Source organism: Streptomyces sp. NPDC004838, assembly GCF_053600955.1.
The window spans coordinates 44,227-58,620 of the sequence record NZ_JBSGAW010000001.1 but is presented as its reverse complement, the minus strand read 5'-3'; the positions used below and the strand labels follow the sequence as shown (position 1 = coordinate 58,620).

Sequence of the window (14,394 nt, the reverse complement as noted above, 5' to 3'; positions counted from 1 at the left end):
GCAGCGCCACCCGACACGGCGACAGCACCCCGAGGATCGGCCCGGTGAGCGCCCCGGAGGCGCTCCTGCCCGGCCGGACAGCTCCCGGCGGCGGTGCGGGGCTGGTCTCCCAACTCGTTCTGGCGCTCGTCTGCGCCGGTTACGCCGTCGGCTCGGGCCTCGGCTGGGGCAGCTCCGAACTCGCCCTGATCATGGGTGACTTCGGTCTCAGTGCCGGCGCGCTGGCCGCCGCCGTCTCCTGCTTTCTCTACGCCAGGAAGGCGCCGCGTCGGCTGCGGCCCGCCTGGCTGCTCTTCGCGCTCTCCTCCGCCATGGCGTCGGTGGGGAACGCGGTCTGGGGGTGGTACGAGGTCGTTCTGGACCGTGAGGTACCGAGCCCCTCCATCGCCGATCTGTTCTTCCTCTGCTTCGCGCCGCCGGCCATCGTCGGCCTCCTCGTGCTCGCCAAAAGGCCGGTCACCAAGGCCGGCTGGATCTGCCTCGGTCTCGACGCCTGGCTGATCGGCGGCTCGCTGCTCACCATCTCGTGGAGCCTCGCGCTCGCCCACACCGCGGAGTCAAGTGGCGAGAACGTGGCGCCCGCCGCGCTCTCCCTCGCCTATCCCCTGCTCGACATCGTGCTGGTCAGCATGGTGCTCGCGCTGCACTTCCGGCGCTCGGCCGCCAACCGCTCGGCGATCAACACCGCCATCGCCGCACTCGCCCTGACCGTACTGTGCGACGCGCTGTTCACCTCCCCGCTGCTACGGGAGAGCTACCGCTCGGGCCAGCTCCTGGACGCCGGCTGGTTCGCCGGATCGCTGCTCCTCGCCTACGCGCCCTGGGGAGCGCGCCGCCCCGCCGAGGCGGCCAGACCACCGCGCGGCCCGCGCCACCCCACCCGCCCGGTCGCCGGCTCGCTGTCCGCCCTCACCCCCTACCTCGCCGCGGCAGTCTGCACGCTCGGCATCCTCTACAACGTTGTCGAAGGCCGCAGGGTCGACCGCGTCGTCGTCCTCACCGGCTGTACGGTCGTGCTCGCCCTGGTCGTACGGCAGGGGATCATGCTCCTCGACAACATCGCGCTCACCCATGAACTGGCGCAGAAGGAGAACCACTTCCGCTCCCTGGTACAGGGATCCAGCGATGTCATCATGATCGCCGCACCCACCGGGGTGCTGCGCTATGTGAGCCCCGCCGCCTCCGGCGTCTACGGACGCGAGGCCGAGGACCTGATCGGTTCCGAGCTGGCCTGCCTCATCCACCCCGAGGACCTCGGGGGGGTCGTCCACGAGGTCCGGCGGTTTCTCGCCTCCCCGCCCGCGGAAGAGCCCACCACCCGGATCGAGTGCCGTTTCAGATCAGGCAGCGGCGACTGGCTCAACGTGGAGTCCACGGTCAACCGCCATCAGGGCGGACTGATCTTCAACAGCCGCGATGTCACCGAACGGGTCAGGCTCCAGGCCCAGCTCCAGCACAACGCCGAGCACGACCCGCTCACCGACCTGCCCAACCGGGCCCTGTTCACCAAGCGCGTCCGCCAGGCGCTCGGCGGCCGTCGCTCCGCCGATCAGGGTGCCGCCGTGCTCTTCATCGACCTCGACGGCTTCAAGGGCGTCAATGACCGGCTCGGCCACCAAGCGGGCGATGAACTGCTGGTGATGGCCGCCGCACGGCTCGCCGACTCCGTACGGTCGGGCGACACCGCCGCCCGGCTCGGCGGCGACGAGTTCGCGGCCCTCATCCTCGGCGACGGCGGCCGGGATCGGGCCGTCCGCGAGGCCCGGGCCGTCGAGATCGCCGACCGGCTGCGGCTCACCCTCTCCCAGCCGTACCGCATCGACGGAAACGACGTCCGGGTCGCCGCCTCCATCGGCGTCGCCTTCGCCGAACCCTCCATCACCCCCACCGACCTGATGCGCAACGCCGACCTCGCCATGTACCGGGCCAAGGCCGGCGGCAAGGACCGCGTCGAGCTGTACGCGCCCCAGATGCAGGCCGAGGTGGTCCGGCGCTCCGAACTGGCCGCCCGGCTGCGCAGCGCCCTCCACCAGGGCGAGTTCGCGCTGCTGCACCAGCCCGTGGTGAGCCTCGTCACAGGGCGGGTCGACGCCGTCGCCGCCCAGGCGCGATGGCGCTCGGCGCAGGGCCTCCTCTTCACCCCGGCGGAGTTCCTGCGGGTCTCCGAGGACAACGACCGCACCGCCGAGCTGGGCCGCTGGCTGCTGGAGGAGGCCGTGGAGCAGGCCGCCGAGCGCGGCAGACTCGGCCACCAGGTACCCGTGACGGTCCGGCTCTCCGCCCGCAGACTCCTGGACCGATCGCTGCCGCTCGGCAGCGTCGAAGCCCTCCTCACCCGGCACGGACTGCCGTCCGGAGGGCTGATCATCGAGCTGGCCGACAGCGACCCCCGGATCTCCTTCGACGAGCTCGAACCCCGGCTCGTCGCCCTGCGGCGGCTCGGCGTCCGCATCGCGCTCGACGGCTTCGGCAGCGGCTACGCGGCCATCAACGCCCTGCGCAGACTCCCGGTGGACGTGGTGAAACTGGACCGCGGACTGATCGAGGGGATCGTCGAGTCCGCCCGGCTCCACAAGATCACCAGTGGGCTGCTCCGGATCGCCGGCGACCTGGGGATGCAGTCCGTGGCCGACGGAGTGGACGTTCCCGAGCAGGTGACCGCCTTGCGCGCCATGGGATGCACACACGCCCAGGGCATGGCCTTCTCCGGCGCGCTGGACGAGTACCGTCTGCGCAGAGCCCTGGTCAGGGAGGATTTTCCGGTACCCGGAGGGGTCGCCCTGCCCGCGCTGACCGCGGGCGCGCCGGGTGGCTCGTTCGGACCCCACAACGGCTCACATAATGAGACGCGTGTCCCACCGGCTTGACAGTGGTGGCGCGTGGGAGAGAGGGTCTTTGCCATGCGCACCCGAATTCTCGTACTTGGAAAGCGCGTCGGCTGAGCGGGACTCCGCAGGACTCCCGCAGACTCCTCCCGACGCGCTCCCCTCGCTTGCCTCACGGCACGAGGGGTTTTTTGTTGCACCGGCACCTGTGTCAAATCATAAGAACACCTGGCAAAACCCCCAGCAGTACCACCGGCGACACCCCCGCAGAACCCTTCAGCGTCAACCCTCTGCTTCGAGAAGAGAATGCCGATGACCGAGCAGGCCACCGGGGCCCACCATCCCCAGCCGCGGGCCCGTACAGGCGGACAGCCGACCGCCGCAGTTGAGCACGTCACGGGCGCGCAGTCACTCATCCGCTCTCTTGAGGAAGTGGGGGCCGACACCGTATTCGGCATCCCCGGCGGCGCCATCCTTCCCGCGTACGACCCGATGATGGACTCCACCAAGGTCCGGCACATCCTCGTCCGTCACGAGCAGGGCGCGGGCCACGCGGCCACCGGATACGCGCAGGCCACCGGCAAGGTCGGCGTCTGCATGGCCACCTCGGGCCCCGGCGCGACCAATCTGGTCACCCCGATCGCCGACGCCCACATGGACTCCGTTCCCATGGTCGCGATCACCGGTCAGGTGGCCTCCAAGGCGATCGGCACCGATGCCTTCCAGGAAGCGGACATCGTCGGCATCACCATGCCGATCACCAAGCACAACTTCCTGGTCACCAAGGCCGAGGACATCCCGCGCACCATCGCCGAGGCGTTCCACATCGCCTCCACGGGCCGTCCCGGACCCGTCCTGGTCGACATCGCCAAGGACGCCCTCCAGGCGCGGACCACGTTCAGCTGGCCGCCCGCCCTGGACCTGCCCGGCTACCGTCCGGTCACCAAGCCGCACGCCAAGCAGATCCGCGAGGCCGCCAAGCTGATCGTCCAGGCCAAGCGCCCGGTCCTGTACGTCGGCGGCGGAGTCCTCAAGGCCCGCGCCACCGCCGAGCTGAAGGTCCTCGCGGAACTCACCGGAGCCCCCGTCACCACCACCCTGATGGCGCTGGGCGCATTCCCCGACAGCCACACGCTGCATGTGGGAATGCCGGGCATGCACGGTTCGGTCACCGCCGTCACCGCGCTGCAGAAGGCCGACCTGATCGTCGCCCTCGGAGCCCGCTTCGACGACCGCGTCACCGGCAAGCTCGACAGCTTCGCCCCGTACGCCAAGATCGTCCACGCCGATGTCGACCCGGCCGAGATCGGCAAGAACCGCACCGCCGACGTCCCGATCGTCGGGGACGCCCGCGAGGTCATCGCCGATCTCGTCCAGGCCGTCCAGGCCGAGCACAGCGAGGGTCACACCGGTGACTACACCGCGTGGTGGAACGATCTGAACCGCTGGCGCGAGACCTACCCGCTCGGCTACGACCAGCCCGGCGACGGCAGCCTCTCCCCGCAGCAGGTCATCCAGCGCATCGGCGAACTCGCCCCCGACGGAACCATCTTCGCCGCCGGGGTGGGCCAGCACCAGATGTGGGCCGCCCACTTCATCAACTACGAGAAGCCCGCCACCTGGCTGAACTCCGGCGGCGCCGGAACGATGGGATACGCGGTCCCGGCCGCGATGGGCGCCAAGGCGGGCGCCCCGGAGCGCACCGTCTGGGCCATCGACGGCGACGGCTGCTTCCAGATGACCAATCAGGAACTCACCACCTGCGCGCTCAACAACATCCCGGTCAAGATCGCCATCATCAACAACGGCGCGCTCGGGATGGTCCGCCAGTGGCAGACCCTCTTCTACAACCAGCGCTACTCCAACACCGTCCTGCACTCCGGCCCCGAAGCCTCCGGCAAGGAGCCCAGCGCGGGCACCCGCGTCCCGGACTTCGTCAAACTGTCCGAGGCCATGGGCTGCCACGCCATCCGCTGCGAGTCCCCGGACGAGCTGGACAAGGTCATCGCCGAGGCCAACGCGATCAACGACCGGCCCGTCGTGATCGACTTCATCGTGCACGAGGACGCCATGGTCTGGCCGATGGTCGCCGCCGGCACCTCCAACGACGAGATCATGGCCGCGCGCGGCGCCCGCCCCGACTTCGGCGACAACGAAGACGACTGAGCGAGTAGAGAGAAGAGACGAGAGACCACCCATGTCCAAGCACACGCTCTCCGTCCTGGTCGAGAACACGCCAGGCATCCTCGCCCGGATCGCCGCCCTGTTCTCCCGCCGAGGCTTCAACATCGACTCGCTCGCCGTCGGCGTCACCGAGCACCCCGACATCTCCCGCATCACCATCGTGGTCAATGTCGAGGACCTGCCACTCGAACAGGTCACCAAGCAGCTCAACAAGCTGGTCAGCGTGTTGAAGATCGTCGAGCTGGAGCCCAGCGCCGCGATCCAGCGCGAACTGGTCCTCGTGAAGGTCCGCGCGGACAACGAGACCCGCTCCCAGATCGTGGAGATCGTCCAGCTGTTCCGCGCCAAGACCGTGGACGTCGCCCCCGAGGCGGTCACCATCGAGGCCACCGGTTCGAGTGACAAGCTGGAGGCCATGCTCAAGATGCTGGAGCAGTTCGGCATCAAGGAGCTGGTGCAGTCCGGCACGATCGCCATAGGGCGCGGCGCCCGTTCCATCACGGACCGCTCCCTGCGCGCCCTCGACCGCAGCGCCTAGCCGGCTCGCCGGCCCTCGCGGCCGGCCCCGCCGCGTCTTCCCGTTCGCATAGCGAGACCCGAAAACTCTTCCGCCCTCTCCCGCCGTACGGTGGGACGCAACATCTGCACCCCAAGGAGATATCCCAGTGGCCGAGCTGTTCTACGACGACGATGCCGACCTTTCCATCATCCAGAACCGCAAGGTCGCGGTCATCGGATACGGCAGCCAGGGCCACGCCCACGCGCTGTCGCTCCGTGACTCGGGCGTCGACGTCCGCGTCGGCCTGCACGAGGGCTCCAAGTCCAAGAAGAAGGCCGAGGAGCAGGGGCTGCGCGTGGTGACCCCCGCCGAGGCCGCCGCCGAGGCCGACGTCATCATGATCCTGGTCCCGGACCCGATCCAGGGCCAGGTCTACGAGGAGTCCATCGCCGCGAACCTGAAGGACGGCGACGCGCTCTTCTTCGGCCACGGCCTGAACATCCGTTACGGCTTCATCAAGCCCCCGGCCGGCGTCGACGTCGCCATGGTCGCCCCCAAGGGACCGGGCCACCTCGTCCGCCGCCAGTACGAGGAGGGCCGCGGCGTTCCGTGCATCGCCGCCGTCGAGCAGGACGCCACCGGCAACGCCTTCGCGCTGGCCCTCTCGTACGCCAAGGGCATCGGCGGCACCCGCGCCGGCGTCATCAAGACGACCTTCACCGAGGAGACCGAGACCGACCTCTTCGGCGAGCAGGCCGTGCTGTGCGGTGGCACGTCCGCGCTGGTGAAGGCGGGCTTCGAGACCCTGGTCGAGGCCGGCTACCAGCCCGAGATCGCGTACTTCGAGTGCCTCCACGAGCTGAAGCTGATCGTGGACCTCATGTACGAGGGCGGCCTGGAGAAGATGCGCTGGTCGGTCTCCGAGACCGCCGAGTGGGGCGACTACGTCACCGGCCCCCGCATCATCACCGACCAGACCAAGGCCGAGATGAAGAAGATCCTCGCCGAGATCCAGGACGGTACCTTCGCCCGCAACTGGATGGACGAGTACCACGGCGGTCTGAAGAAGTACAACGAGTACAAGACGCAGGACGAGAACCACCTGCTGGAGACCACGGGCAAGGAGCTGCGCAAGCTCATGAGCTGGGTCGACAACGACGAGGCGTGAGCCGCGGGCGGGGGCCGGGACGGCAGTCCCGGCCCTTCGCCGTGTGAACACCCTGGAGAAACCCGGCCCCGGGGGCTCGGCTTCGCCACTCCGTCCAGCCACGGAAGGGTGATCCTGCCGAGAAGGCGCAGAACAGGTCCCGACGCACCACTACACTTCTCAACAACACGCGTCAGGCCCACAGCGTCGTGCGTCTTCGCGGCTAGCCCCCTCCATCGCCCGCGGCCGTCGGGACGGCCGTCCTCCCCCGTGGCTGCTGCCAGCACGGGAGGGGCCCCCATGGACTTGTGAGGACCTTGTGAGCGCTGAGCTTGCCCGTAAACCCGTCGTACTGATCGCCGAAGAGCTTTCGCCCGCCACCGTGGACGCGCTCGGGCCGGACTTCGAGATCCGTCACTGCAACGGCGCCGACCGCGCGGAGCTGCTTCCCGCGATCGCCGATGTGGACGCCATCCTCGTCCGCTCCGCCACCAAGGTCGACGCCGAGGCGATCGCCGCCGCGCGGAAGCTGCGGGTCGTCGCCCGTGCCGGCGTCGGACTGGACAACGTCGACGTCTCCGCCGCCACCAAGGCCGGCGTGATGGTCGTCAACGCCCCGACGTCGAACATCGTCACCGCCGCCGAGCTGGCCTGCGGTCTGCTGGTCGCCACCGCGCGCAACATCCCCCAGGCCAACACCGCGCTGAAGAACGGCGAGTGGAAGCGCTCCAAGTACACCGGCGTCGAGCTGGCCGAGAAGACCCTCGGCGTCGTCGGCCTCGGCCGTATCGGCGTGCTCGTCGCCCAGCGGATGTCCGCCTTCGGGATGAAGATCGTCGCGTACGACCCCTACGTCCAGCCGGCGCGCGCCGCGCAGATGGGCGTCAAGCTGCTCTCGCTCGACGAGCTGCTGGAGGTCTCCGACTTCATCACCGTGCACCTGCCCAAGACGCCCGAGACGCTGGGTCTGATCGGCGACGAGGCGCTGCACAAGGTCAAGCCGACCGTCCGTATCGTCAACGCCGCGCGCGGCGGGATCGTGGACGAGGAGGCGCTGTACTCGGCGCTCAAGGAGGGCCGGGTCGCGGGAGCGGGTCTCGACGTGTACGCGAAGGAGCCGTGCACCGACTCCCCGCTCTTCCAGTTCGACCAGGTCGTGTGCACCCCGCACCTCGGCGCGTCCACGGACGAGGCCCAGGAGAAGGCGGGCATCGCCGTCGCCCGTTCCGTGCGGCTCGCGCTCGCGGGCGAGCTGGTCCCGGACGCGGTGAACGTCCAGGGCGGGGTCATCGCCGAGGACGTGAAGCCCGGACTGCCGCTGGCCGAGCGCCTCGGCCGGATCTTCACCGCGCTCGCGGGCGAGGTCGCCGTCAGGCTCGACGTCGAGGTGTACGGCGAGATCACCCAGCACGACGTCAAGGTGCTCGAACTGTCCGCGCTCAAGGGCGTGTTCGAGGATGTCGTCGACGAGACCGTGTCGTATGTCAACGCCCCGCTCTTCGCGCAGGAGCGCGGGGTCGAGGTGCGGCTGACCACCAGCTCGGAGTCCCCCGACCACCGTAATGTGGTCACCGTGCGCGGCACGCTCGCGGACGGCGAGGAGGTCTCGGTGGCGGGCACGCTGGCGGGTCCCAAGCACCTTCAGAAGATCGTCGCCATCGGTGAGCACGATGTGGATCTGGCCCTCGCCGACCACATGCTCGTCCTGCGTTACGAGGACCGTCCCGGCGTCGTCGGCACGGTCGGCCGGATCCTCGGCGAGGCGGGTCTGAACATCGCGGGCATGCAGGTCTCGCGCGCCGAGGAGGGCGGCGAGGCGCTGGTCGTCCTGACGGTGGACGACACCGTTCCGCAGCAGGTGCTGGCGGAGATCGCGGAGGAGATCGGCGCGGCTTCGGCGCGTTCGGTGAACCTCTCCGACTGATCCATCCGACTGATCCATTCGACTGATCCGTCCGGACTGATCCGTCCGGACTGATCTCTCCGGAGGGGCCTCTCATCGGAGATCGCGTCGTACGGCAAGAGCCCGGCTCGCACGAGCCGGGCTCTTGCCGTACGCGCGGCTCGGTTCCCGCAGGCTTCCCGCGGCGCGGGCTACGGAGCCGCTACAGCCGGGCCGTCTTCAGAGCCATATGGAGCAACAGGCGGTCCTGGCCGTCCGAGAGGTCGAGGCCGGTGAGCTGTTCGACGCGGGAGAGCCGGTAGTAGAGCGTCTGGCGGTGGATGCCGAGGGCGGACGCCGTACGGCCCGCCTGGCCGGCGCGGTCGAGGAAGACCTCGGCGGTGCGGGCCAGCAGGGAGTGGGCGGGGTCCAGCAGGGGGCGGACGGCGGGGTCGTCGGCCGCGTGGCCGGGCAGGGACGTCAGCATGCGGTACGGGCCGATGCCGGACCAGCGTGCCACCGGGCCGAGCCGGGGTTCGGACCGTGCGGCGCGGGATGCCGCGGCCGCTTCCCGCCAGGCCGTGTTGAGGTCCGTGAGGCCCTGGCGCGGGGCCGCGAGACCGGCGGTGGCTCCGGGCGCGGCCGGCAGCAGCCGTTCGGCGGCGGTCAGCGCGGGTGCGGGCGTGTCCAGGGCCCGGAGGCGTACGAGGACGGCCAGTGCGTGTGCGCCGTCCCCCGCGTCGCCCCCGGGGGGCGCTTCGGCCGGGTGGGCTGGGCCGGCCGGGTCGGCCGAGGAGCCGGGTTCGGGCGAGGGCTCTCCCTGCGGGTGGGCCGTCGGGTGGGCCGTCGGCCGTACCGGACGGGCGCGGTCCGCCGCGGCCACCGGAGGCGTCCGCGCGGTTCCCGTGTGATCCGCCGCGGTGTGCCCCGGCTGGGGCCGCTCGGCCGGTGCGGCCGTGTGTGGCGGTGCGGTCGGCGCCAGAGCGGCGGACGGGGCACTCCCGCCGGGGAGCCCGGACAGGCGGATCGTGCACAGCGCCGCCACCCCCGGCAGCGACCTCGCCGCAGGAGAGTCGTCCGTGGGCCAGGGGGCCACGCACACCACCGCGTGCGGGCCGCTCGTGCCGCGGTCGGGACCGCCGAGGGCGTCACGGAGAGCGGCGACCGCCATGTCGTACTGCCAGCCGTGCTCCGCCGTCAGGACCGCCCGCAGTTCGCGGGAGAGGTCCGCGCCCGCGCGTTCCTCGTCCGCCAGCAGGGTGCCGATCCTCGCCGCGACCTCCATGGCGGCCGTAAGGGCCGCGTCCGTGGGGCCGGGGCTGGTGTCCAGCAGCCAGACGTATCCGAGCACGATGCCCCGATGGCGTACCGGAAGGCAGATCCGGTCCCGGAACACCCCCGCGTCCGGGGCGGCCGGGATACGGACCGGGCCCGTCGCGTGTGCGATGCCGAAGCCCTCGAACCAGGCGCGGACGGCGGGCGTGGACTTCCTGGTCATGATCGACCGGGTGCGGACCGGGTCCAGGGTCGATTCGTCGAAGGTGTTGTCGCTGTCCTGGGCGCCGAACGCGATCAGCCCGAAATCGCGGTTCTCCAGCGTCGCCGGGGCCGCCAGCAGAGCCGAGATCTCATCGACCAGGTCCTGGTAATCGCCCTTCACCCGGACATTCTGGCATGTCTCCCACCCCCCTTCAGACATATGTCTGAGATCCCGGCCACGGATGCGTGACAGCTGTCGATGGCAGAGGATCGGAGCCATCCTTAGATTTCACGGTGGTTCTCCGTGCCGTTCCGGACCGGCTTCCCCTCGGTCCCCTCGGCTCGGTTCGTACGTCTCCATGGAGGTCCCCGTGCTGGGTCCCGTGATCCTCGCCGCCTCGCGCAGCGACAGGATGCGCCGTGTCGTCTCGGCCGCTCCGCTCACCAAACCCGTGGTGAGCCGGTTCATCGCCGGTGAGTCGGTCCAGGAGACGGTTCCCGTCGTCCAGGCGACCGCCGCCGGTGGCCTGGAGATCACCCTCGACGTGCTCGGCGAGGACATCACCGACCCGGCGGAGGCGCTCCGCGCCCGTGACGCGTATCTGGAGCTGATCCAGGCGCTCAAGCCGCTCGGTCTCGGCACCCGCGCCGAGATGTCGGTCAAGCTGTCGTCGTTCGGGCAGGCCCTGTCCGGCGGACACGATCTCGCGCTGCGGAACGTGACCCCGGTCGTCGAGGCCGCCGCCGAGATCGGCACCACCGTCACGCTCGACATGGAGGACCACACCACGGTCGACTCGACGCTCGCGATCCACGCCGATCTGCGTGAGCGCTTTCCGCAGACCGGGGCCGTCGTCCAGTCGTATCTCTTCCGCACCGAGGACGACTGCCGGGCGCTGGCCGCCGCCGGCTCGCGCGTACGGCTGGTCAAGGGCGCGTACAAGGAGCCCGCGTCCGTCGCGTACCTGGACAAGGCCGAGGTCGACAAGGCGTACATCCGCTGTCTGCGGATCCTGATGGACGGGGAGGGGTATCCGATGATCGGGTCCCATGACCCGCGTGTCATCTCCATCGGCCAGGAACTCGCCCGCCGCGCCGGCCGCAAACTCGACGACTACGAGTTCCAGATGCTGTACGGCATCCGGGAGGCCGAGCAGCACCGGCTGGCCGCCGAGGGGCACCGGGTCCGTGTCTACATCGCGTACGGGACCGACTGGTACGGGTACTTCATGCGCCGGCTCGCCGAGCGCCCCGCCAACCTGGCGTTCTTCCTCCGTTCGCTGGCCGGCCGCGGCTGAGCCACCCCGCCCCACAGACCTACTGATGAAGGAGATGTCGCCCGTCATGGACGCTGTAACCCAGGTCCCCGCCCCGGTCAACGAGCCGGTCCGATCCTATGCGCCGGGCAGCCCGGAGCGCGTCCGTCTGGAGGCCAAGCTCAAGGAGCTGGCCGAGAACCCGATCGAGCTGCCGATGACGATCGGCGGCGTACGGCGGATGGGCGGCGGCGAGCGGGTCGACGTCGTCCAGCCGCACAACCACCGCGCGGTGATCGGCACCTTCGCCGGGGCGACCCGGCAGGACGCCCAGGACGCGGTCGACGCCGCGCTGGCCGCCGCTCCCGCCTGGCGCGCGATGTCCTTCGACGACCGCGCCGCGATCATCCTGCGCGCGGCCGAGCTGCTGGCCGGCCCCTGGCGCGAGACGCTCGCCGCCTCCACCATGCTCGGGCAGTCCAAGACGGCTCAGCAGGCGGAGATCGACACGCCGTGCGAACTGGTCGACTTCTGGCGCTTCAATGTGGCGTACGCCCGCGAGCTGCTCGCCGAGCAGCCCCCCGCCAACTCGCCCGGCGTCTGGAACCGGCTCGACCACCGTCCGCTCGAAGGCTTCGTGTACGCGATCACGCCGTTCAACTTCACCGCGATCGCGGGCAATCTGCCGACCGCCCCGGCGCTGATGGGCAATGTCGTGGTGTGGAAGCCGTCCCCGACGCAGACGCACGCCGCCGTGCTGCTGATGCGGCTGCTGGAGGAGGCGGGGCTGCCCAAGGGCGTCATCAACCTCGTGACGGGCGACGGCATCACCGTCTCCGAGGTGGCGCTGAACCACCCCGAGCTGGCCGGTATCCACTTCACCGGCTCGACCCGGACCTTCCAGCACCTGTGGAAGACGGTCGGCGAGAACATCGAGAAGTACCGCTCCTACCCGCGGATCGTCGGCGAGACGGGCGGCAAGGACTTCGTCGTCGCCCACCCGAGCGCCGACCGCGCCGTGCTGAAGACGGCCCTGACCCGCGGATCCTTCGAGTACCAGGGCCAGAAGTGCTCGGCCAGCTCCCGTGCGTACATCCCCGCGTCCATCTGGAACTCCGGCTTCAAGGAGGAGTTCGCGGCGGAGGTCGACGGGCTCACGATGGGTGACGTGACCGATCTGTCGAACTTCATCGGCGCGGTGATCGACGAGCGCGCCTTCGCGAAGAACAAGGCCGCGATCGACCGAGCGAAGTCCGACCCGACGTGTGAGATCGTCGCCGGCGGCACGTACGACGACTCGGTCGGCTACTTCGTCCGCCCGACGGTCGTCGTGTGCTCGGACCCGGCCAACGAGGTCTTCACGACCGAGTACTTCGGCCCCTTCCTCGCGGTGCACGTGTACGACGACGAGTCGGCCGACGGGTACGACGCCATGCTGGAGCAGATGGAGTCGGTGTCGGCGTACGCGCTGACCGGCTCGGTCATCGCGAACGACCGGGCCGCCGCCGCCCACACGATGGAGAAGCTGCGCTACGCCGCGGGCAACTTCTACATCAACGACAAGTCGACCGGTGCCGTGGTCGGCCAGCAGCCCTTCGGCGGCGGCCGGGCGTCGGGCACCAACGACAAGGCGGGCGCGCCGCAGAACCTGATGCGCTGGACGCTGACCCGCGCGATCAAGGAGACCCTGGTGCCTCCGACCGAGTACCCGTACCCCCACATGGGCTGACCGCCGAGGTCGTCCACCCAGTCACCGCCCCCGCTTCGGCCCCCCGCGCCGGAACGGGGGCGGTTTCCATGGGGCTCGTACCGCGGAGCGCGTGAACGGCCCGACCGCACGGCGAGCGGCCCCCGGTCCCGGCCGCGCGCCCCCGGTCCACGACCCGCGCGCGGTCCACGGACCCGCGCGCGCCCGTACCCCTACCGCTCCCAGCCCCGCTCCCAGCCCCGGTCGCGCGCTGGCCGCGCGTCCCGGTCGCGCGCCCGTGGGGACCGCCGTTTTTCACCCCGGCACGGTCGTGCGAGCTGACCAACCCTCACCCCGCTGTCATCCGGCCGGAGTCGGGGTCGTTTCATAGAAGGAGATGTCATACCCATATTGTCCGGACGCGGTGCGGGTTGCCCGCCCTTCGCCCGGCTGAGCCGAAAGGACGCCTATGTCGTCTCCCATGTCCCCTGACCGACTTCTGGCCGAGCTGCGCGCGGAAGGTCTCAAGGTCGTCGAGGTCGGTAACTGGCGTGCCCGCAACCGGAACAGCAAGGGGCCGTGGGGTCCGGTGCACGGGGTGATGATCCATCACACGGTCACGCGCGGTACGGCGGACACCGTGAGGATCGTGCGCGACGGGTACTCGGGTCTGCCGGGCCCGCTGTGCCACGGCATGATCGCCAAGGACGGCACCGTGCACCTCGTCGGCTTCGGCCGCGCGAACCACGCCGGTCTGGGCGACGACGACGTGCTGGCTGCCGTGATCGCCGAGCGCGCCCTGCCGGCGGACAACGAGGCGACGGTCGACGGCAACCGTCACTTCTACGGCTTCGAGTGCGAGAACCTCGGTGACGGGAAGGACCCGTGGCCCGCCGTCCAGCTGGAGGCGATCGAGAAGGCGTCCGCCGCGATCTGCCGCGTCCACGGCTGGTCCTCCCGGTCGGTCATCGGCCATCTCGAATGGCAGCCCGGCAAGATCGACCCCCGCGGTTTCACCATGGACTCCATGCGCGCCCGTATCGCCGACCGCCTGAAGGGAGGCGCGCCGAAACCGCCCGTGAAGCCCAAGCCCCCGGTCCCGCCGAAGCTCCCGGTCGTCGACCTCTCCAGGCTGATCACGGCCGCGCGCACCGATCCCGCGAAGAAGGGCACACCGGTCTCGTACCCGGGTGTGCGGACCGTGGAGGCGGCGCTCGTCGACGCAGGGCTGCTGGCGAAGACCTATCTCGACGGTCATTTCGGCACGGTCACCAAGACGGCGTACGCGGCGTGGCAGCGGCGGCTCGGCTACACGGGCGCTGCGGCCGACGGCATCCCCGGCGCCAAGTCCCTGACGGCGCTGGGCAAGAAGCACGGTTTCACCGTCACGCCCTGACCTGCTGTCCGCCCCGGTCAGGGGAGGGCGGGCGGCCGT

General features: G+C 70.3%; 9 protein-coding genes. 8 read left to right on the top strand and 1 reads right to left on the bottom strand.

All coding sequences use genetic code 11. The annotated features are described in order from the left end of the window. Positions 1-44: 44 nt before the first annotated feature. From ACWEFL_RS00270 to serA, 5 genes are all read left to right on the top strand, one after another. Entirely contained in the window at positions 45-2,867 is a 2,823-nt protein-coding gene (locus ACWEFL_RS00270; protein WP_451705200.1) for a putative bifunctional diguanylate cyclase/phosphodiesterase, read from the top strand. A gap of 264 nt (positions 2,868-3,131) precedes the next feature. After that, positions 3,132-4,991, top strand: coding sequence for an acetolactate synthase large subunit (locus tag ACWEFL_RS00265; protein WP_451705197.1), 1,860 nt, complete (start codon positions 3,132-3,134; stop codon positions 4,989-4,991). 31 nt (positions 4,992-5,022) lie between these two features. After that, positions 5,023-5,547, top strand: coding sequence for an acetolactate synthase small subunit (gene ilvN, locus ACWEFL_RS00260; RefSeq protein WP_451705195.1), 525 nt, complete (start codon positions 5,023-5,025; stop codon positions 5,545-5,547). Positions 5,548-5,674: 127 nt separating this feature from the next. Next, complete coding sequence (gene ilvC / locus ACWEFL_RS00255; protein WP_451705192.1) at positions 5,675-6,676, top strand: ketol-acid reductoisomerase; 1,002 nt, start codon at positions 5,675-5,677, stop codon at positions 6,674-6,676. Positions 6,677-6,974: 298 nt separating this feature from the next. Further along, complete coding sequence (gene serA, locus ACWEFL_RS00250) at positions 6,975-8,579, top strand: phosphoglycerate dehydrogenase (RefSeq protein ID WP_451705189.1); 1,605 nt, start codon at positions 6,975-6,977, stop codon at positions 8,577-8,579. A 181-nt stretch (positions 8,580-8,760) separates the two neighbouring features. Here serA and ACWEFL_RS00245 read toward each other — a convergent pair whose 3' ends face one another. Continuing rightward, entirely contained in the window at positions 8,761-10,197 is a 1,437-nt protein-coding gene (locus tag ACWEFL_RS00245; RefSeq protein WP_451705187.1) for a helix-turn-helix domain-containing protein, read from the bottom strand. A gap of 190 nt (positions 10,198-10,387) precedes the next feature. Here ACWEFL_RS00245 and ACWEFL_RS00240 point away from each other — a divergent pair, with 190 nt between their 5' ends. The 3 genes from ACWEFL_RS00240 to ACWEFL_RS00230 all read left to right on the top strand — a co-directional run bounded on the left by ACWEFL_RS00240 (position 10,388) and on the right by ACWEFL_RS00230 (position 14,355). Then, complete coding sequence (locus tag ACWEFL_RS00240; protein ID WP_451705184.1) at positions 10,388-11,314, top strand: proline dehydrogenase family protein; 927 nt, start codon at positions 10,388-10,390, stop codon at positions 11,312-11,314. Positions 11,315-11,360: 46 nt separating this feature from the next. After that, the gene (pruA, locus tag ACWEFL_RS00235) at positions 11,361-13,001 is read left to right on the top strand and encodes an L-glutamate gamma-semialdehyde dehydrogenase (RefSeq protein ID WP_451705181.1); all 1,641 of its coding nucleotides are present in this window, start codon (positions 11,361-11,363) and stop codon (positions 12,999-13,001) included. Positions 13,002-13,428: 427 nt separating this feature from the next. Then, on the top strand, positions 13,429-14,355 hold the full coding sequence (locus tag ACWEFL_RS00230) for an N-acetylmuramoyl-L-alanine amidase (RefSeq protein ID WP_451705180.1): 927 nt from the start codon (positions 13,429-13,431) through the stop codon (positions 14,353-14,355). Positions 14,356-14,394 lie beyond the last annotated feature (39 nt).